Here is an 18,349-nt window from a genome sequence, read left to right as displayed (position 1 = left end):
ATTGGTGCAGCATGACGCCAGATGCTACCACTCTGCGATTCCTGATCCCATTTCATACGGTTGTCCTTCCATGAGCCAGAGATCCTGCTTGTCCGTCATTCTCGCCGCCGGTGAAGGCACGCGCATGAAGAGCGCGATGCCGAAGGTGCTGCACCAGATCGCCGGACTGCCGATGGTCGCCCATGTGGTGAAAGCGGCCGAGGCCGCCGGCGCCCGCAGCCAGGCGCTGGTGATCGGCCATGGCGCCGATGATATGCGCAAGGCGGCGGCGAAATTCGCGCCCAAGGCCGAGACCTTCGTGCAGGAGAAGCGGCTCGGCACTGCACATGCCGTGCTGGCTGCGCGCGATGCGATATCAAAGGGTTATGACGATATTCTCGTGATGTTCGGCGACACGCCGCTGATCGATGCTGAAGCCCTGGTGGCCGCGCGGCAAAAGCTTGCCGATGGCGCGGCCGTCGTAGTGATCGGTTTCCGTCCGCCCAGCCCGACCGGCTATGGTCGGCTCATCGAAAAGGGCGGCAAGCTCACCGCCATCCGCGAGGAGAAGGACTGCTCCGCCGAGGAAAAGAAGATCGGCTTCTGTAATGCCGGCATGATGGCGGTGGCGGGCAAGCATGCGCTCGAACTGCTCGACAAGGTCGGCAACAAGAACGCCAAGGGCGAGTTCTATCTCACCGACATCGTCGAGATCGCCAGTGCGAAAGGGCTCGATGTCGTTGCCACCGAAACCAGCTTCGAGAGTGCGCTAGGCATCAACAACCGGGCCGAGCTGGCGCAGGCGGAAGGCATCTGGCAGGTGCGCCGGCGCTACGAGGCCATGCTGTCAGGCGTAACGCTGATCGCGCCGGAGACGGTGTATTTCTCGCACGACACCGAAATCGGCGCCGACACGATCGTCGAGCCCAATGTCTGGTTCGGCCCGGGCGTGAAAATCGCCGGCGGCGCCAAGATCCACACCTTCAGCCACATCGAAGGCGCGACCGTCGCTGCCAATTGCGACGTCGGTCCGTTCGCACGGCTCAGGCCAGGCGCCGATCTCCGCGAGAAAGCCAAGGTCGGCAATTTCTGCGAGGTCAAGCAGGCGGTCATCGAGGAAGGCGCCAAGGTCAATCATCTGACTTATATCGGCGATGCCCGCGTCGGCGCGGGGGCCAATATCGGCGCCGGCACCATTACCTGCAACTATGACGGCTACTCGAAGTTTTTCACCGACATCGGCGAGGGCGCCTTCATCGGTTCGAACTCGTCGCTGGTGGCGCCGGTTACGATCGGCAAGGGCGGCTACATCGCCTCGGGTAGCGTCATAACCGAAAGCGTGCCGGACGATGCGCTGGCCTTCGGCCGCGCCCGCCAGAAGACCATTCCCGGCAAGGGCAAGGAATTGCGCGAGCGCTTCGCGTCTGCCGCAGCGGCGAAGAAAAAGGCCGGCACCGACCATTAACCGCCGAAGCAATTGAACAACCGAGGAATTGCGGTAACCGGATTGCAAGAGCGGTGTGTCATGGTGCATCGGGTTGAGAAGCGTTCCGTTACAGCAGACGAAACGCAAAGTGACTTTCGCGGCGGGCCGGCAATCCCTAGATAGCGCTGGTTTTCCATCGGGACTGGTTTTCCAGCGGGAATTGGGGGCAGGCATATGTGCGGTATCGTCGGAATTGTCGGCCAGAGCCAGGTAGCGCCGCTCATCGTCGATGCGCTGAAGCGGCTGGAATATCGCGGCTATGACTCGGCCGGTGTCGCCACGGTCGAGCATGGCCGGCTTGGCCGCCGCCGCGCCGAAGGCAAGCTGATCAACCTCGAACGCCGGCTGAAGGACGAGCCGCTCAATGGCACGATCGGCATCGGCCACACGCGCTGGGCCACGCATGGCGTGCCCAACGAGACCAACGCCCATCCGCATTTTTCCAACGGCGTCGCCATCGTTCACAACGGCATCATCGAGAATTTCGCCGAGTTGCGCGATGAGCTGATCCGCGACGGCTATTCCTTCTCGTCGCAGACCGACACCGAGGTCGTAGCGCATCTGGTGGCGCGCGAACTCGCCAAGGGGTTGAAGCCGATCGAGGCGGCGCATCAGGCGCTGAAGCGGCTGGAAGGCGCCTTTGCTCTGGCCATCATGTTCACCGGCGACGAGGACCTCATCGTCGGCGCCCGCAATGGCCCGCCGCTGGCCGTCGGCCATGGCGATGGCGAGATGTTTCTGGGCTCCGACGCCATCGCGCTGGCGCCGTTCACCAATTCCATCACCTATCTCGAAGACGGCGACTGGGCGGTGGTGCGCCGCGATGGCGTCACCATCTTCGACATCGACGGCAAAGAGGTTGCCCGCAAGCGCCAGCAATCGCTGTCGACCAGCTTCATGGTCGACAAGGGCAACCGCCGCCATTTCATGGAAAAGGAAATCCATGAACAGCCGGAAGTGATCTCGCACACGCTGGCGCACTATGTCGATTTCGTCTCCGGCGTGTCGAAGCCGCTGGAGCTGCCGTTCGACTTCGCCAAGATCGGCCGGCTGGCGATCTCGGCCTGCGGCACCGCCTATCTAGCCGGCCTGATCAGCAAATACTGGTTCGAGCGCTATGCGCGGCTGCCGGTCGACATCGATGTCGCCTCGGAATTCCGCTACCGCGAAATGCCATTATCCGCTGATGATGCCGCCTTCTTCATCTCGCAGTCCGGCGAAACCGCCGACACGCTGGCCTCGCTGCGCTATTGCCGCAAGGCGGGCATGAAGATCGGCGCCATCGTCAATGTGCGCGAATCGACCATGGCGCGCGAATCCGACGTCGTGCTGCCGACGCTGGCCGGGCCAGAGATCGGCGTCGCCTCGACCAAAGCTTTCACCTGCCAGCTCTCGGTGCTGGCCTCGCTGGCGGTGCGTGCGGGTGTGGCCCGCGGTACGATCTCGAAGGACGAGGAAAAGACGCTGGTGCGCGCTCTTTCGGAGGCGCCTCGCTACGCCAACCAGGTACTGAAGCTCGAAGAGCAGATCGAGCGTATCGCGCGCGAAATCTCGCGCTACAAGGACGTGCTCTATCTCGGCCGCGACACCAATTTCCCGCTGGCCATGGAAGGCGCGCTGAAACTCAAGGAAATCTCCTACATCCATGCCGAGGGTTATGCCGCGGGCGAACTGAAGCACGGGCCGATCGCGCTGATCGACGAGAACATGCCGGTCATCGTCATCGCGCCGCATGACCGCATCTTCGAAAAGACGGTGTCGAACATGCAGGAAGTGGCGGCGCGCGGCGGCAAGATCATCCTGATCACCGACGCCAAGGGCGCGGCGCAGGTCAGCGTCAAGACGATGGAGACGATCATCCTGCCAGACGTGCCGGAAATTATCTCGCCGATCATCTACGCGCTGCCGATCCAGATGCTGGCCTACTACGCCGCCGTCTTTATGGGGACAGACGTCGACCAGCCGCGCAATCTGGCGAAATCGGTGACCGTGGAGTAGTCGGCGCTCATCGGGGGTCTTAAAAACTTCGCAGTTCCAAAGCGCCGTCCGCTTCACTAGTGTGGCGCTGCAACCCGCGCCCCCGGTGAACCATGTCCGATGCTCCCAGAACTTCCGGCATGACCCGGCTGAGGAACTATTTCCTCACAGGCTTTATCGTCTGCGCGCCGCTGGCGATCACCGCCTATATCGCCTGGTCGTTCGTCGGCTGGGTCGATTCCTGGGTGAAGCCGTACATTCCGGCGCGCTACAGCCCCGACACCTATTTGCCGTTTCCGGTGCCCGGCTTCGGCCTGATCGTGGCGCTCGTGCTGATCACGTTGATCGGCTTCATGACCGCCAACATCGTCGGCCGCGCCATCGTCAATTTCGGCGAACGGCTGCTTGGCCGTATGCCGCTGGTGCGCGGCATCTACGGTTCGCTGAAGCAGATATTCCAGACGGTGCTTTCGAACAAGGGTGATATGTTCCGCCAGGTCGGGCTGGTCGAATATCCGCGAAAAGGCGTCTGGTCGCTGGTCTTCGTCGCCAGTGAAAAGGAAACCGAGATCAACCAGAAGCTCGACCATGCAGGCGACCCGATGATCGCCGTGTTCATGCCGTGCACGCCGAACCCTACCACCGGTTTCCTGATGTACGTGCCGAAATCCGACATCGTGCTGCTCGACATGACGATTGAGGACGGCGCCAGGCTGATCGTCTCGGCCGGGCTGGTGGCGCCCGAAGTCAAGCCGAAAATGGTGACTATGAACGGCCAGCCGATCGACGGAGATCTCGCCAACCCGCCGCTTGGCGGGCTGATCGCCGAGGGCGCTCAGCCGGCGCGCAAGAGCCGTACGGCCTCGTCGCGGCCGAACAAATAGAGCAGCAGGCGCAGCGCCTCGCCGCGCTCAGACTGTAGTTCCGGGTCGCGCGACAGGATCAGCCTTGCATCGTCGCGGGCTGCTTCGAGCAAGTCGGCGTGCACCTCGATGCGCGCCACCTGGAAGCCCGGCGTGCCGGACTGGCGGGTGCCGAGCAATTCGCCTTCGCCGCGCAGCTTCAGATCCTCTTCGGCGATCAGGAAACCGTCCTCGGTCTCGCGCATCACCGACAGCCGGCGCTTTGCCGTCTCGCCGAGCGGGTCCTTGTAAAGCAGCACGCAGGAAGAAGGCTTGTCGCCGCGCCCGACGCGGCCGCGCAGCTGGTGCAGTTGCGCCAGGCCAAAACGCTCGGCGTGTTCGATGACCATGATCGTGGCGTCCGGCACGTCGACGCCGACCTCAATAACGGTGGTGGCGATAAGGATGCGGGTTTCGCCGGCCTTGAAGGCGCGCATCGCCTCGTCCTTTTCGGCGCCCTTCATGCGGCCGTGCACGAGGCCGATGCGATCGCCGAACAAGGGCTGCAGCGAGGCAAAACGGTCCTCGGCCGACATAAGCTTGATCTCTTCGGATTCCTCGACCAGCGGGCAGATCCAGTAGATCTTCTGACCGTCGGCAACCGCGTCCAGCATGCGACCGACCAGCTCGTCAAGCCGTTCCAGCGGCAGCGTGACGGTGCGGATCGGCTGGCGGCCGATCGGTTTTTCCGTCAGCTTGGAGACGTCCATGTCGCCGAAGGCGGTCAGCACCAGAGTGCGCGGGATCGGCGTCGCCGTCATCACCAGCATGTCGGGGGCGTCGCCCTTGGCGGTGATGGCAAGCCGCTGGTGGACGCCGAAGCGGTGTTGCTCGTCGACCACGGCAAAGACGAGGTCGTGATAGGTCACCGTTTCCTGGAACAGCGCATGGGTGCCGACGACGATGTCGATCTCGCCGCTGGCGAGACCTGATAGCGTTTCAGTGCGTTCGCGGCCCTTTTCGCGGCCGGTCAGGATAGCGACGCGCAGGCCGGCCTGTTCGGCCAGCGGCGTGATTGTCGCCAGATGCTGGCGCGCCAGGATTTCGGTCGGCGTCATCAAGGCCGCCTGGCCGCCGGCCTCGACTGCGCGCCCCATGGCCAGCAGCGCCACCACCGTCTTGCCGGAGCCGACATCGCCTTGCAGTAGGCGCAGCATGCGCTCGGGGTCGGCCAGATCGGCATTGATTTCGGCAAGCGCGAATTCCTGGCTGCCGGTCAATGAATAGGGCAGGGCTGCGCGCAGTTTCTCGACGATGCGACCGTCGCCGATGAGCGGCCGGCCCGACAGGCGGCGCACTTTTGCCCGCACCAATGCCAGCGAGACCTGGCCGGCGAGAAGCTCGTCATAGGCAAGGCGGCGCCATGCCACCCCCTCGATGGCGACATCGATCGGGTCCGCGGGATAGTGGATGCGGGCGAGCGCGTCGGCGAAGGCGGGGAAAGTCTGCTTGCGCATGAAGGCGCCGTCCTGCCATTCCGGCAATTCCGGCAGCCGGCCGAGCGCCTGGCCGATGGCGCGGCGCAGCACCTTGCCCGACAGGCCGGCGGTCAGCGGATAGACCGGTTCGACCAGCGGCAGTGTTTCCGCCTCGCTCACCAGGGCGATATGGTCGGGATGGACCATGGTCGGGCGGCCGTTGAACCACTCCATGCGGCCGGAGACGACGACATGCTCGCCCACCGGCATCGCCTTTTCGAGATAGGCGGCATGGGCGTGGAAGAAGATCAGGCCGATCTCGCCGGTGTCGTCATGGGCATAGACGCGGTAAGGCACCGACCGGTTGCCGCGCGGCGGCGGCTGGTGGCGGTCGATGCGCACGTCGAGCGTGACGATGGCGCCGGCCGGCGCAAGCGCGATGCCGGGACGATTGCGACGGTCGATGACGGTGTGCGGCAGCACGAACAACAGGTCGCCCGCGCGCGCCGGCCGTTCGCCGAGATCGGCCGCCACCACCTTCTCGATCAGAGCGCCAACCTTGGGGCCGACGCCGGCAAGCGAAGTGATGGGGACGAAGAGAGGGTCGAGGAGGGAGGGGCGCATGCCTTTACCCTCCCCCCTGTGGGGAGGGTCGATCCGCGAAGCGGAGCGGGGTGGGGGTAGGTGCGCGTCTAACTTTCGAGGAAGTCGGTAGGTCAGCGCCGCACCCCCACCCCGTCTCACTCGCTTCGCTTTGCGAAGCGTGCTCGCCGACCCTCCCCACAAGGGGGAGGGTGAAGTGCGGGCGGTGTCCGGCACCAGCGTTGTCAGGAGTGTTCTTCACACCCGGGATGTTTAGCCGCCCACCCGTGCGTTGCAAGGCTGACACCGCCCTCTATCCACGCTATATGCGCCGCACCAAGCAAGGATGCGGCACGATGACCGGGACGAAACGATCAAGCGAGGGGCTGGATATCAGGCGCCGCAAGCTGTTGTTCCGCTCCTGGCATCGCGGGATGCGCGAGATGGACCTTATCCTCGGTACGTTTGCCGACAACGAGATCGGCGCCTTGACCGGCGATGAAATCGACCAATATGAAAGGCTGCTCGACATTCCCGACACCGAATTCCTGCCCATGGTCACCGGCGAACGCCCGGTTCCCAGGAATATCGACTGTGCCGTCCTGCAAAAGATCCTGGCATCGCGCCGGACCATGACATTTTAAACGTGCAACCATGAGCCTCATTCCCAAAATCGGTCTGCCGAAAGGCCGTGCCGGCCAGTTCATCGTCGACGGCGTTGCCGATGGCTACGAAGCCTTTGCGCTGGTGCAGGCGATCCATGAGATTGCGCCTGACAAACCGGTGCTGTTCGTGGCGCGCGACGGCCAGCGCCTGCCGTCGATCATCGAGGCGCTGACCTTTGCCGCCCCCGGCCTGCCGGTGCTGGAGTTGCCGGCCTGGGATTGCCTGCCCTATGACCGCGTTTCGCCAGGCTCCGATGCCGCTGCCAAGCGGCTCGACGCCCTGACGGCGATGATCGCGCTGGCAAAAAAGCCGCATCGCGCGGTCATCCTGACCACTGCCAATGCGCTGCTGCAGCGCATTCCGCCGGCCGATCTGGTCGAAGCGCAGACTTTCCACGCAAAGCCCGGCAACCAGATCGACATGAACGCGCTGGTGTCCCGGCTGGAGATTTCCGGCTTCGAGCGGGTGCCGACGGTGCGCGGTATCGGCGAATTCGCCGTGCGCGGCGGCATCCTCGACCTCTACGCACCCGGCTGGACGGAAGCACTGCGGCTCGATTTCTTCGGCGACACGCTGGAATCGATCCGCGTCTTCGACGCCGCCACGCAGCGCACCACCGGCCAGCGCAAGTCGATGGCGCTGCAGGCGATGAGTGAAGTGGCGCTGACCCCCGAAACCATCAGCCGCTTCCGCCGCTCCTATATCGAAGCCTTTGGCGCGCCGCAGCGCGACGACGGCCTTTATGCGGCGGTGAGCGAAGGGCGGCGCTTTGCCGGCATGGAGCACTGGCTGCCGCTGTTCTACGAGCGGCTGGAGACAGTGTTTGATTATCTGCCGGATGCGCCTGTCATCTTCGACCATCTGGCGCACGAAGCGCTGGCTGAGCGTCACACGCTGATCCTCGACCACTACGAAGCGCGCCGCAAACAGGCCGACGCCGCCTTGAAGGACGCCGTGCCCTACAAGCCGGTGGCGCCGGACCTGCTCTATCTCTCACCGGAAAACCTCGTAGCGTCGCTCGGACCGCGCGAAGCCATCGACTTCACCGCCTTCGACGCGCCCGATGTCGGGGCCAAGAAGGTCTTCCATGGCGGCTCGCGCCATGGCCGCAGCTTTGCCGAGGAACGGGCTGACCCAAACATCAACGTCTTCGATGTCGTCGTAAAACACATCGCCGACGAGCGCGCGGCGCGCCGCCGGGTCATCGTCGCCGGCTGGACCGAAGGCTCGCTCGACCGGTTGGGCCAGATCCTGGCCGAGCACCATCTCGGCAATCTCGTGCCGGTGGCGACGCTGGCCGAGGCGGAAAAGCTCGAGCCGGGGCAGGCGGCACTCGCCGTGCTGCCGCTGGAATCCGGCTTCGAGACCGAACAGCTGGTTGTCGTCGCCGAGCAGGACATTCTGGGCGACCGGCTGATCCGCCGCTCGAAGCGCAAGAAGCGCGCGTCGGATTTCATCGCCGAGGCCTCGTCGCTGTCGGCCGGCGACATCGTCGTCCACGCCGATCACGGCATTGGCCGCTTCATCGGCCTGCGCACCATCGAGGCGGTCGGCGCGCCGCATGACTGCCTGGAAATCCACTATGCCGGCGACGACCGGCTGTTCCTGCCGGTGGAAAACATCGAGCTTCTGTCGCGCTACGGCTCTGACACAGCCGAGGCGACGCTGGACAAGCTCGGCGGCGGCGCCTGGCAGTCGCGCAAGGCGCGGCTGAAGAAGCGCCTGCTCGACATGGCCGGACAGCTGATCCGCATTGCCGCCGAGCGCCAGATGCGTACCGCGCCGCCCATGGTGCCGGCGGAAGGGCTTTACGGCGAATTCTCGGCGCGCTTTCCCTACGAGGAGACCGACGACCAGCAGGGCGCGATCGATGCCGTCGTGGACGATCTCGGCGCCGGCAAGCCGATGGACCGGCTGATCTGCGGCGATGTCGGCTTCGGCAAGACCGAAGTGGCGTTGCGCGCCGCCTTCATCGCGGCGATGGAAGGGTTCCAGGTCGCGGTCGTGGTGCCGACGACGCTGTTGTCGCGCCAGCATTTCAAGACCTTTTCGCAGCGCTTCTCCGGCCTGCCGATCCGCGTCGGCCAGGCCTCGCGGCTGGTCGGCGCCAAGGAACTGGCGGAAACCAAGAAAGGCATCGCCGAGGGGCAGGTCGACATCGTCATCGGCACCCATGCACTGCTCGGGTCGGCGATCTCGTTCAAGAATCTCGGCCTGCTGATCATCGACGAGGAGCAGCATTTTGGCGTCAAGCACAAGGAACGGCTGAAGGACCTCAAGACCGACGTCCACGTGCTGACGCTGTCGGCGACGCCGATCCCGCGCACGCTGCAGCTTGCCTTGACCGGCGTGCGCGAACTGTCGCTGATCGCCACGCCGCCGGTCGACCGCATGGCGGTGCGCACCTTCATCTCGCCCTTCGATCCGCTGGTCATCCGCGAGACGCTGCTGCGCGAACGCTATCGCGGCGGCCATTCCTTCTATGTCGTGCCGCGTATCAGCGATCTCGCCGAAATCCATGATTTCCTGCGCGAATCCGTCCCCGAGCTGAAGGTGGCGGTGGCCCATGGCCAGATGCCGCCGGGCGAACTCGACGACATCATGAACGCCTTCTATGACGGCCAGTACGACGTGCTGTTGTCGACCACCATCGTCGAATCCGGGCTCGACATTCCGACCGCCAACACGCTGATCATCCATCGCGCCGATATGTTCGGCCTGTCGCAGCTCTACCAGCTGCGCGGCCGCGTCGGCCGTTCCAAGGTGCGGGCATATGCGTTGTTCACGCTGCCGGCCAACCGCAAGCTCACCGACACGGCCGAGCGCCGGCTGAAGGTGCTGCAGTCGCTGGACACGCTTGGCGCGGGGTTCCAGCTCGCCAGCCACGACCTCGACATCCGTGGCGCCGGCAACCTTCTGGGCGAAGAGCAATCCGGTCATATCAAGGAGGTCGGCTTCGAACTCTACCAGCAGATGCTGGAGGAGGCGGTGGCCGAGGTGAAGGATTCCGGCGAGGTTCAGGATGGCGGCTGGTCGCCGCAGATCGCCGTCGGCACGGCTGTCATGATCCCAGAGAGCTATGTGCCCGACCTGCAGCTCAGGCTGGCGCTCTACCGCCGCCTCGGCGACCTCGAAAACACCGAGGAAATCGACGCTTTCGGCGCCGAACTGATCGACCGCTTCGGCCCGCTGCCGGAAGAGGTGAAGCATCTCTTGAAGATTGTCTTCATCAAGGCGCTATGCCGCAGGGCCAATGTCGAAAAGCTGGATGCCGGCCCCAAGGGCGTCGTCATCCACTTCCGCAAGCGCGAGTTCTCCAACCCGGTCGGGCTGGTCAAATACATCGGCGAGCAGGGTTCGCTGGCCAAGATCAGGACCGACCACAGCGTGGTCTTCATCCGCGACTGGCCAACGGCGGAGAAGCGCCTGGCGGGCTCGGCCGTCGTCATGACGCAACTGGCGCGGCTGGTGGAGAAGGCCGCCTAGTTGTGGGACTTCGCTTAGCAAAGATCGCTTCTGGGTCTGCGACGATTGGAGCCATTGAAGTATTTTGGCCCAAGGGATCAGTTTGACCCAAGGGATCAGATGGATTCTGCAACTCATCGCTGAACGGGGAAATCCATGAACCCGCAGACCTTCGATGAATACTGGCTCGGTTATCTTGCCGGCCATTCAAAACCTTCGACTCGGTTTGTCCACTATATCGGCCTGTTTTTCGCGCCGCTCGCCGGGATTGCGGCATCTTTCATGGTCGTCTGGTGGGCTTTCCTGGTCATCATTCCGTTCTTCTATATCGCGGCTTTTCTCACTCACCCTTTCCTCGAGCATAACAGCAACAAGCCGTTCGCGGATCGGCCGTTATGGAGCGCCATCGCCTTGCTGCGCATGCTTGCACTTGAGCTGACAGGTGGGCTCGGTCGCCAGCTCAGGCGATTGAACGAGGTCGCCCGATAGTATGGCGACAGCGGTCGTCGCTCTCTGTTCGGCCATTCTGCTGCTCGGGGCCGGCTTTCATCTCTATTGGGGTCTCGGTGGGAGTGTTGGCGCCGGCGTCGCGTTGCCGCAACGCGAGGACGGCACTCCCGCCGTCAAGGAGACGGCCTTTGGGGCGATGGTGGTAGGGTTGATCCTGGCGCTGGTGCTGCTGCTGATTTTCGGCTTCACCAATGTGATCCGCCTGCCGGTGCCGCAACAACTGCTGAAGGCGGGCATCATCCTGTGGGCGCTTATCTTCACCGCAAGGGCTTTGAGCTGGTCGAGATATTTCGGGCTGTTCAAGCAGGTAAGGACCACGCGTTTTGCCAGCTACGACAGCTGGTTCTACAGCCCGTCATGTCTGCTGCTGGGGCTGGGCCTTTTCTATGTCGCTTTGTCACAGACGGCAGAGTGAACTGCCAGCCACCCATTCGCCAGCGCTTGAATTCCGGTCTAGAATAGGAAATCGGCTTCGTGTATGGAGCCGCCATCCCCATATGGGGCGGAATGGCGGGCAAAAGCCTGCTGGAAAGAGCGTTTGGGTGCAGCGATGACGAAATGGTCGCCGAATTCTTGGAGAGCGAAGCCGATCAAGCAGGTTCCTGCCTATCCGGACCTTGCCGCCCTGAAGAGCACGGAAGCCCAGCTCGCCACCTTTCCGCCGCTGGTTTTTGCCGGTGAGGCGCGCAAGCTGAAGAAGCAGCTTGCGGCCGTCGCTGCCGGCGACGCATTCCTTCTGCAGGGCGGCGATTGCGCCGAGAGTTTCGCCGAGCATGGCGCGGACAACATCCGCGACTTCTTCCGCGTCTTCCTGCAGATGTCGGTGGTGCTGACTTTCGCCGGCGCGCAGCCGGTGGTGAAGGTCGGCCGCGTTGCTGGTCAGTTCGCCAAGCCGCGCTCGTCCGACAATGAGACCAAGGGCGAGGTGACGCTGCCGAGCTATCGCGGCGACATCATCAACGGCATCGAGTTCGACCCGAAGTCGCGTATTCCCGACCCGGCCCGCCAGGAGATGGCTTACCGCCAGTCGGCGGCGACGCTCAACCTGTTGCGCGCCTTCGCCCAGGGCGGCTATGCCAGCCTGGAGAACGTGCATAGCTGGATGCTGGGTTTCGTCTCCGACAGCCCGCAGGGCGAGAAATACGGCAAGCTCGCCAACCGCATCACCGAGACGATGGACTTCATGAAGGCCGTCGGCATCACCTCGGAAACCAACTACGCCTTGCGCGAGACCGATTTCTACACCAGCCACGAAGCGCTGTTGCTGGGCTATGAAGAGGCGCTGACCCGCGTCGATTCGACGTCGGGCGACTGGTATGCAACCTCCGGCCACATGATCTGGATCGGCGACCGAACCCGCCAGCCCGACCATGCCCATGTCGAATATTGCCGTGGCATCAAGAACCCGCTCGGCCTCAAATGCGGTCCGTCGCTGACGCCGGATGGTTTGCTGGAGCTGATCGACCTGCTCAATCCGGAGAACGAGCCGGGCCGGCTGACGCTGATTGCCCGCTTCGGCTCCGACAAGGTCGCCGACCATCTGCCGAAGCTGGTGCGCGCGGTGCAGAAGGAAGGCCGCAGCGTCGTGTGGTCGTCCGATCCGATGCACGGCAACACGATCGAGGCCGCCGGCTACAAGACGCGGCCGTTCGACCGCATCCTCAAGGAAGTGCAGACCTTCTTCGAGGTGCATCGCGCTGAGGGCACGCACCCCGGCGGCATCCATGTCGAGATGACCGGCAAGAATGTTACCGAATGCACCGGCGGCGCCCGCGCCATCACCGCAGAGGAATTGCAGGACCGCTACCACACCCATTGCGACCCACGCCTTAACGCCGACCAGGCGATCGAATTGGCTTTCCTCGTCTCCGACCTGTTGAAGAAGAGCCATCCCGTGCAGCACAAGCAGGCGGCCAACGGCTGAACCCGTTTTCAGATTGAAGTGGAAAGCGCCGGAGAGATCCGGCGCTTTTTCGTTTTGATCAACGCCCGCGTTCCCAGCGCAATCCGTTGAGCCGGGGATCGTTGGCAAAGGCGGTTCTGGAAAACTCGATGCGCCTTTCCGGAAATTCGCAGATCGCCTGGACGCCGAGGGAGCCCAGCCGGATGCGCCATGTGTGCGGCTCCAGCGGCTTGGCCTTGGTAAAGCCGCGGCATGTCAGCAGCGCCACATTGACGCCCTTCGGGTCGCGCGCCGAACGGTAACGGATCGCCTCCAGCCCAGCCTCACGCGCGACATCGGCAATCGCCTGGCTGGCGGCATAGTCGGTCGGATGCGTCCAATGGGCCCGGTCGCGGTCGAGCGGCGGCCGCGTCAGGTCGATGGCCTTGTCGGTACGGATCGCGGCGGCGAAGGCGGTGTATTCGGCGGCGTCGTGCGGCCATGGCGTGTCGGGCGAATCGGCGAAGAACAACAAGCGGTAGAAGGCCATTTCGGCGACCGCCGTCATGATCGTCTCCGCGGCATAGTAGACACCCAGGGTGCGGCCAGCGCGGCGGAAGCGCGAGCCGTAGGGATAGATCGAGCCGTAGCGGAAGGGCGTCGCCAGGAGATAGTGGAGATGCCGGCATTCCATGGGGATTTGCGGCTTGGTCTCCTCGATCAGATCCTCGAGCAGCGCCTGTTCGTCCAGCGTGTCGACGATCTTCAGCGTCGAGACGCGGTGCTGCGCCTCGACCATGCGCCAGTATTTGCCGTCGAGCCGGACGGCTTCAGACGAGAGCGCGTCGGGAGTCCAGATAGGCAATGACATCGACAAGCCCGGTAATAGTGAGGATCTTTTCAAGCGGGCTGCCATCGAAAGCCGTGTTGGCGTTCTTCAGCCATGCCCGGGCTATCGTCTCGTCACCGCCGACAATGGCATCGAGCGAACGGAACAGCCGCACGAACAGCACCGCGAGTTCGAACGGCTTGGTGCCGCGCTCCAGCAGGAATTCCTGCCTGCGCATGCGTGAAACCGTGGCTTCCGAGACGCCGATGATCGACGCAAGCACCCTGGCGGTTATATCCAAGAGTTCGGCGGCGCGCAGCGTGGCCTTGGTCAGAACCGCGTTTTCGGCCGCCTTCGCGGTCAGATCAGGGGCGGCAGCATTGGGTAGTGTAACAGACATGGCCTCTCTCTTTCCATGGAAAATATAGTCCACGGAAATTCATATGGAAAGAGGCGGGATCCGATAAATTTGCCTGTGCCCGGGAATTGGCTGCACGCCGAAGCGTCAGTCTTTCTTGTAGAGCAGCCAGTTCTTGCCGGTGCGGCCGGCCATTGTCGAGTGCCGGGTGACGCGGTTGCGCCCGCCAACCTTGGAGCGGTAGAGCGCCCGGTCCGCCTTGGTGTAAAGATCCTCCGGGCTTTCCGCTTCGGAAGCCATGCAGATGCCCATGGAAACGGTCACCGTGCCGTAATTGGCGCCGGTCTGGCTGCTGGTGAACGGCGTCTGTTCGATCAGCACGCGGATGCGTTCGGCGATCTCGTAAGTGGTATCCTCGCTGGCGCCCTCGACGATCAGCGCGAATTCCTCGCCGCCGGTGCGGGCAACGAACATGTCTTCACGGATGCTGGTCTGGAAGATTTCAGCGACGATCTGGATGATCTTGTCGCCGACCGGGTGGCCGTAGCGATCGTTGACACCCTTGAAATGGTCGATGTCGGCAAGGATCAGGGCGTTGAACAGGATCCCCTTGTTGGAGGTGTAAATCGCCGTGATTTGCTTGTCGAAGGCGCGGCGGTTCCAGATATGCGTCAAGGGGTCGGTGTCGGCGAGCCGCTTGTACTCCTCAAGCTTCGACTTGACGCTCTCCAGTTCCGCCGTCTTGTCGCTCAGCGTGGTTGCAACCTGCTTGCCGTGGTCGAGGGTCGAGTTGGTGGCCGCCGCCATGGCGCTGGCGACCTTCTGCAGCAGATCCTGCGAAAGCAGGCTGCGGTTGGCGAGGCCACTCGATGTCTCATCGAGGATCTTGCCGTATTTCTCGATATGGCTACGTTCGCTGCGCAGCAGCAAGGCGATGTCCTCGAGTTCCCTGGCCAGCACGTCGCGCGCCTGCTCGACAATGCCGGGACCGTGATGCTGGGCAAAGAAAGCGCGGCCGATGCGGTCGAGATCGTCCTGCGTCGGCTGGTTGCCCAGCGCGACGACGGCCAGGCCGAGTTCGCGATTGGTGCCTTTCAGTGCTTCGTAGAAGATTTCGTAATTGCGCGGCAGGCCAAGCACGCCGAGCTGACGCATGGTCGCCACAACGGCTGTTGCAATGTCGCTGTTTCGGTCGGTCTGGACGGCTGCCGGCTGCATGTTCTGTTCACTCTGCCTCTGGGAACCATCGCAGACCGTGCGAGATGCCGCCGACCGGAGAGTGCCAGCCGTATTTCGGATCATCCTGCGAAAGACACGTCCCCAATCGCGACATTCGCTTGGCAACGACCATAGATGCGCCGGCGCTAAAGTTTCCTTAATGTGCCGCCAGGTAACGCGTCCGTTCTACCGCAGGCTGCAGAAATGGTTTGCAAAGATCCTGAGGTCAGGTCCGAACACGCCCACCCCATGTCGCATTTGCCGGTGCCCGGCTGCGGCAAAACTGAAATCCTCTCGGCCAGCGGCGAAGCCGTGGACGATGGCTGGTGGAGGTAGGGATGAGCAACAACCACAGCGGATCTTGCCTGTGTGGAGCCGTGCGTTTCCAGACGCGAGGGCCGTTGCGCGGCGTCATTTATTGCCACTGTTCGCAGTGCCGCAAGCAGAGCGGGCATTTTTACGCCGCGACCAACGTCGCCGACGGCGACATCACGATAACCGGCGCCGACAACATCAGCTGGTACGAATCGTCTTCCTTTGCCAAGCGCGGCTTTTGCAAGATCTGCGGCTCGGTGCTGTTCTGGAAGCCGGGTCAGAATGCGTATGTCTCAGTTCTGGCCGGATCGTTCGACAACCCGACCGGGCTCGAAGGCCAATGCCACATCTTTGTCGGCGACAAGGGCGATTACTATACGATCGACGATGGACTGCCGCAGTTCGAGAAGTCGACGCCGACGATCAAGGTTGCGGAGGAGTGATTTTGCGGCGGCTGCCTTATTCCCTTGATCCAGCCATTGCGATATCCCCTGCCGGTGATTCGAAGGGGATGCGGCATGCAGCGGCTGATCGGTGCTTACTTCAATTCTGTGCGAGCCTTTCGCAAGCTCGCCGCCAGCGAAAGGGCATTTCAGCAGGAACTGATGCTGCTGGTGCTGGCGCTGCCGCTCGGCTGGTTCGTCTCGGTCTCGTGGCGCGGCTACGCGCTGTTGATCGGCGCGGTGCTGCTGCTCATCATGGTCGAAGTGCTGAACACCGGCATCGAGGCAGCCTGCGATGCCTTCAGTCGCGAGTTCAACGTCGACATCCAGCTCGCCAAGGACTGCGGCTCGCTGGCGGTGCTGATTTCGGTTGTTATCGTCGCCGGCGTCTGGGGAATCGCCCTCATCGAGCGCATCACGGGACTACCGATCTGATCTGAACGCTCCCATATGTTAGTCACCAAAGGAGACTGACGTCGTGGAAGCCAATTTTCTGCTGCTTGAAAGAGCCGGCCTGCCGGAAGACCTGCGCTGGCTGGCGGAAAAATATCCGCGCGAGACATGGCAGGGCCACGCCAACATCCACGGCATGGCAAACATGTGGCTGCAGCGGCACGACATGTTCCGAGAGCTGGGCGGCATGCTCACCAACGGCATTGGCGACTATCGCGAAGGCAGGCTGACGGCGCCGGATTTCGCGCGCTGGTTCGCGCCGCGGCTGAACCACTTTCTCGGCAATCTCGACGGCCACCACAATGTCGAGGACTACCAATATTTCCCGGCTTTCGCCAAGGCGGAGCCGCGCCTGAAGCGCGGCTTCGAAATCCTCGATGCCGACCATCACACCATTCATGAGGGGTTGGAGCGCAACGCCGAGACGGCGAACGCCTTCATCCGCACGCTCGAGGAGAGCGAGGACAGGCAACGCTTCGCCGCCGACGCCTATGCGGACGAGAACAGCCGGCTGATCGCCATGCTGAAGCGGCATCTGGCCGACGAGGAAGATCTCATCATCCCGCTGATCCTCGATCGCGGCGACCGGGCTCTGGTCGAGGACGACGACTGAACCTTACGATATGGTTTCGCTGTCGCGGGCGTCCTTGGCGCGCTCCTTGCCGGCGACGGTGCGGGCGATGAGCCAGGCAAGGATGGCGACACCCAGACCTATGGCAAGCGCGATCAGCAGCCGTTCGTGATGGAGCAGTGCCTTGCCTATCATCTGCTCGGCGCCGAGGCCGAAGACGTAGCCGATGCCGCAGAACAAAGCCGCCCAGACCAGCGACGACACCGCGTTGAGGATAACGAAGCGCGCTACCGAAATGCTGGCGAAACCGGCCGCGATGCCGCCGACCAGGCGCAGGCCATAGATGTAGCGGTTGGACAGGACGAATATGTTGGGATGGGACGAGACGAGACGGTAGGCGTGGTTGAAGCCGGGCCTCGCCTTCAGTTTCAGCACCCTGGGATGGTCGGCAAAGCTGCGGCCGAGGACGAAGAAAAACGTGTCGCCGACGAAGGCGCCAATGGCGGCCGCGAGGAAAGCCTTCCAGAGGATGAAGACATGCTGATGGGCGAAGAAGCCGCCGAGGATGGCCGCACTTTCGCCTTCGGCGACACAGCCCAGGAAAACCGCGATCAACCCATATTGCTCGATGAGGTGATGGACGATCCCGGTCATTGAGAGGTTTGCCGGCCCGACAGTTTTTCGTCTATGCGGTTCACCTGTTCGGCCAGGCGCGCGATGTCCTCGCGCACGCCGATGATCTGGCTGTGGCGCAGTTCGTCCAGCTTTTCATGCAGAGCCATGATCTCGATCTCGGCCTTGAGGTTGACCTCATAGTCATGCGCGGCGTCGATGCGGTCGCGCGCGGCCTGTCGGTTCTGCGACATCATGATCACCGGCGCCTGCAGGGCGGCGATCATCGACAGCACCAGGTTGAGGAAGATGAAGGGGTAGGGGTCGAACGAGTCTCGCCCGAGCAGCCACCAATTGGCGCCGATCCACAGCACCAGGAAAGCAATGAAGGACAGGATGAACGTCCACGAGCCGCCGATGCGGGCAATGGCATCGGCGATCCGGTCGCCGGCGCCCTGAAGGCCGGTGAGGCTGTCGTTGATATCCTGCGAGATGGGCTTGCGGTCGACAGTGCTCTGCAACACCCGCCGCTCGAGCTCGCTGAGGCCCTCCGGCGTTCGCTTCAGCCAGCGGTTGGCCAGTTCTGGCACGGTTTTGTGCATGGATGTCTCCATAGGAAAAGCGTCGGCTTGGCAGCCTCGTTTGCATATAGGAAGATGGCGTTTCGTCAAAAGCGCGGCGCG

Annotated in this window: 17 protein-coding genes; 11 read left to right on the top strand and 6 right to left on the bottom strand. The window is 63.2% G+C overall.

Annotation, left to right across the window (positions count from 1 at the left end; genetic code table 11):
* Positions 1-70 precede the first annotated feature (70 nt).
* The 3 genes from glmU (at position 71) to ACYG97_RS10530 (ending at position 4,326) form a co-directional block, all read left to right on the top strand.
* A complete protein-coding gene (glmU, locus tag ACYG97_RS10540; protein WP_023734451.1) occupies positions 71-1,444 on the top strand; it encodes a bifunctional UDP-N-acetylglucosamine diphosphorylase/glucosamine-1-phosphate N-acetyltransferase GlmU in 1,374 nt (457 codons plus the stop codon).
* A gap of 195 nt (positions 1,445-1,639) precedes the next feature.
* A complete protein-coding gene (gene glmS, locus ACYG97_RS10535) occupies positions 1,640-3,463 on the top strand; it encodes a glutamine--fructose-6-phosphate transaminase (isomerizing) (RefSeq protein ID WP_023688321.1) in 1,824 nt (607 codons plus the stop codon).
* A 92-nt stretch (positions 3,464-3,555) separates the two neighbouring features.
* Positions 3,556-4,326: a DUF502 domain-containing protein gene (locus tag ACYG97_RS10530; RefSeq protein ID WP_031193123.1), complete on the top strand. Its 771-nt coding sequence runs from the start codon at positions 3,556-3,558 to the stop codon at positions 4,324-4,326.
* On the opposite strand, the gene recG is transcribed toward ACYG97_RS10530, so the two are convergent.
* On the bottom strand, positions 4,278-6,386 hold the full coding sequence (gene recG, locus ACYG97_RS10525; RefSeq protein ID WP_023734450.1) for an ATP-dependent DNA helicase RecG: 2,109 nt from the start codon (positions 6,384-6,386) through the stop codon (positions 4,278-4,280). The two genes, ACYG97_RS10530 and recG, sit on opposite strands and share 49 nt — an antisense overlap.
* A 314-nt stretch (positions 6,387-6,700) precedes the next feature.
* Between recG and ACYG97_RS10520 the strand changes: the two genes are divergently transcribed.
* The 5 genes from ACYG97_RS10520 to ACYG97_RS10500 all read left to right on the top strand — a co-directional run bounded on the left by ACYG97_RS10520 (position 6,701) and on the right by ACYG97_RS10500 (position 12,909).
* Positions 6,701-6,988, top strand: a complete 288-nt coding sequence (locus ACYG97_RS10520; protein ID WP_023681561.1) for an FAD assembly factor SdhE — start codon at positions 6,701-6,703, stop codon at positions 6,986-6,988.
* Positions 6,989-6,998: 10 nt separating this feature from the next.
* Positions 6,999-10,496 carry a transcription-repair coupling factor gene (mfd, locus tag ACYG97_RS10515; protein ID WP_023734449.1) on the top strand — a complete coding sequence of 1,166 codons (3,498 nt, stop codon included), beginning with the start codon at positions 6,999-7,001 and terminating at the stop codon, positions 10,494-10,496.
* A gap of 135 nt (positions 10,497-10,631) precedes the next feature.
* Complete coding sequence (locus tag ACYG97_RS10510; protein ID WP_023734448.1) at positions 10,632-10,964, top strand: DUF962 domain-containing protein; 333 nt, start codon at positions 10,632-10,634, stop codon at positions 10,962-10,964.
* Position 10,965: 1 nt separating this feature from the next.
* On the top strand, positions 10,966-11,400 hold the full coding sequence (locus ACYG97_RS10505) for a DUF3995 domain-containing protein (protein ID WP_023734447.1): 435 nt from the start codon (positions 10,966-10,968) through the stop codon (positions 11,398-11,400).
* Between the two features lie 135 nt (positions 11,401-11,535).
* The gene (locus ACYG97_RS10500; protein ID WP_023734446.1) at positions 11,536-12,909 is read left to right on the top strand and encodes a class II 3-deoxy-7-phosphoheptulonate synthase; all 1,374 of its coding nucleotides are present in this window, start codon (positions 11,536-11,538) and stop codon (positions 12,907-12,909) included.
* Positions 12,910-12,967: 58 nt separating this feature from the next.
* Here the strand turns inward: ACYG97_RS10500 and ACYG97_RS10495 are convergent, their stop codons facing one another.
* The 3 genes from ACYG97_RS10495 to ACYG97_RS10485 form a co-directional block, all read right to left on the bottom strand.
* Positions 12,968-13,738 carry an RES family NAD+ phosphorylase gene (locus ACYG97_RS10495; protein ID WP_023734445.1) on the bottom strand — a complete coding sequence of 257 codons (771 nt, stop codon included), beginning with the start codon at positions 13,736-13,738 and terminating at the stop codon, positions 12,968-12,970.
* Entirely contained in the window at positions 13,698-14,096 is a 399-nt protein-coding gene (locus ACYG97_RS10490) for an MbcA/ParS/Xre antitoxin family protein (protein ID WP_050590417.1), read from the bottom strand. The genes ACYG97_RS10495 and ACYG97_RS10490 overlap by 41 nt, the downstream gene beginning before the upstream one ends.
* A gap of 105 nt (positions 14,097-14,201) precedes the next feature.
* Positions 14,202-15,272, bottom strand: coding sequence for a GGDEF domain-containing protein (locus tag ACYG97_RS10485; protein WP_023681555.1), 1,071 nt, complete (start codon positions 15,270-15,272; stop codon positions 14,202-14,204).
* Between the two features lie 338 nt (positions 15,273-15,610).
* Here ACYG97_RS10485 and ACYG97_RS10480 point away from each other — a divergent pair, with 338 nt between their 5' ends.
* The 3 genes from ACYG97_RS10480 to ACYG97_RS10470 all read left to right on the top strand — a co-directional run bounded on the left by ACYG97_RS10480 (position 15,611) and on the right by ACYG97_RS10470 (position 17,096).
* Positions 15,611-16,030 (top strand): GFA family protein, encoded by a 420-nt coding sequence (locus tag ACYG97_RS10480; RefSeq protein WP_023725736.1) that lies wholly within the window; start codon positions 15,611-15,613, stop codon positions 16,028-16,030.
* A gap of 75 nt (positions 16,031-16,105) precedes the next feature.
* On the top strand, positions 16,106-16,465 hold the full coding sequence (locus tag ACYG97_RS10475; RefSeq protein ID WP_023667554.1) for a diacylglycerol kinase: 360 nt from the start codon (positions 16,106-16,108) through the stop codon (positions 16,463-16,465).
* A gap of 43 nt (positions 16,466-16,508) precedes the next feature.
* Positions 16,509-17,096 (top strand): hemerythrin domain-containing protein, encoded by a 588-nt coding sequence (locus ACYG97_RS10470; RefSeq protein WP_023667553.1) that lies wholly within the window; start codon positions 16,509-16,511, stop codon positions 17,094-17,096.
* Between the two features lie 3 nt (positions 17,097-17,099).
* Here the strand turns inward: ACYG97_RS10470 and ACYG97_RS10465 are convergent, their stop codons facing one another.
* A complete protein-coding gene (locus ACYG97_RS10465) occupies positions 17,100-17,708 on the bottom strand; it encodes a DedA family protein (protein ID WP_023734443.1) in 609 nt (202 codons plus the stop codon).
* Positions 17,705-18,268, bottom strand: coding sequence for a DUF1003 domain-containing protein (locus tag ACYG97_RS10460; protein ID WP_023691179.1), 564 nt, complete (start codon positions 18,266-18,268; stop codon positions 17,705-17,707). The genes ACYG97_RS10465 and ACYG97_RS10460 overlap by 4 nt, the downstream gene beginning before the upstream one ends.
* Between the last annotated feature and the right edge of the window lie 81 nt (positions 18,269-18,349).

This window comes from Mesorhizobium sp. W067, assembly GCF_054719525.1.
Note: the sequence above shows the minus strand (reverse complement) of the source record. Positions and strands in the feature narration are given on the sequence as shown.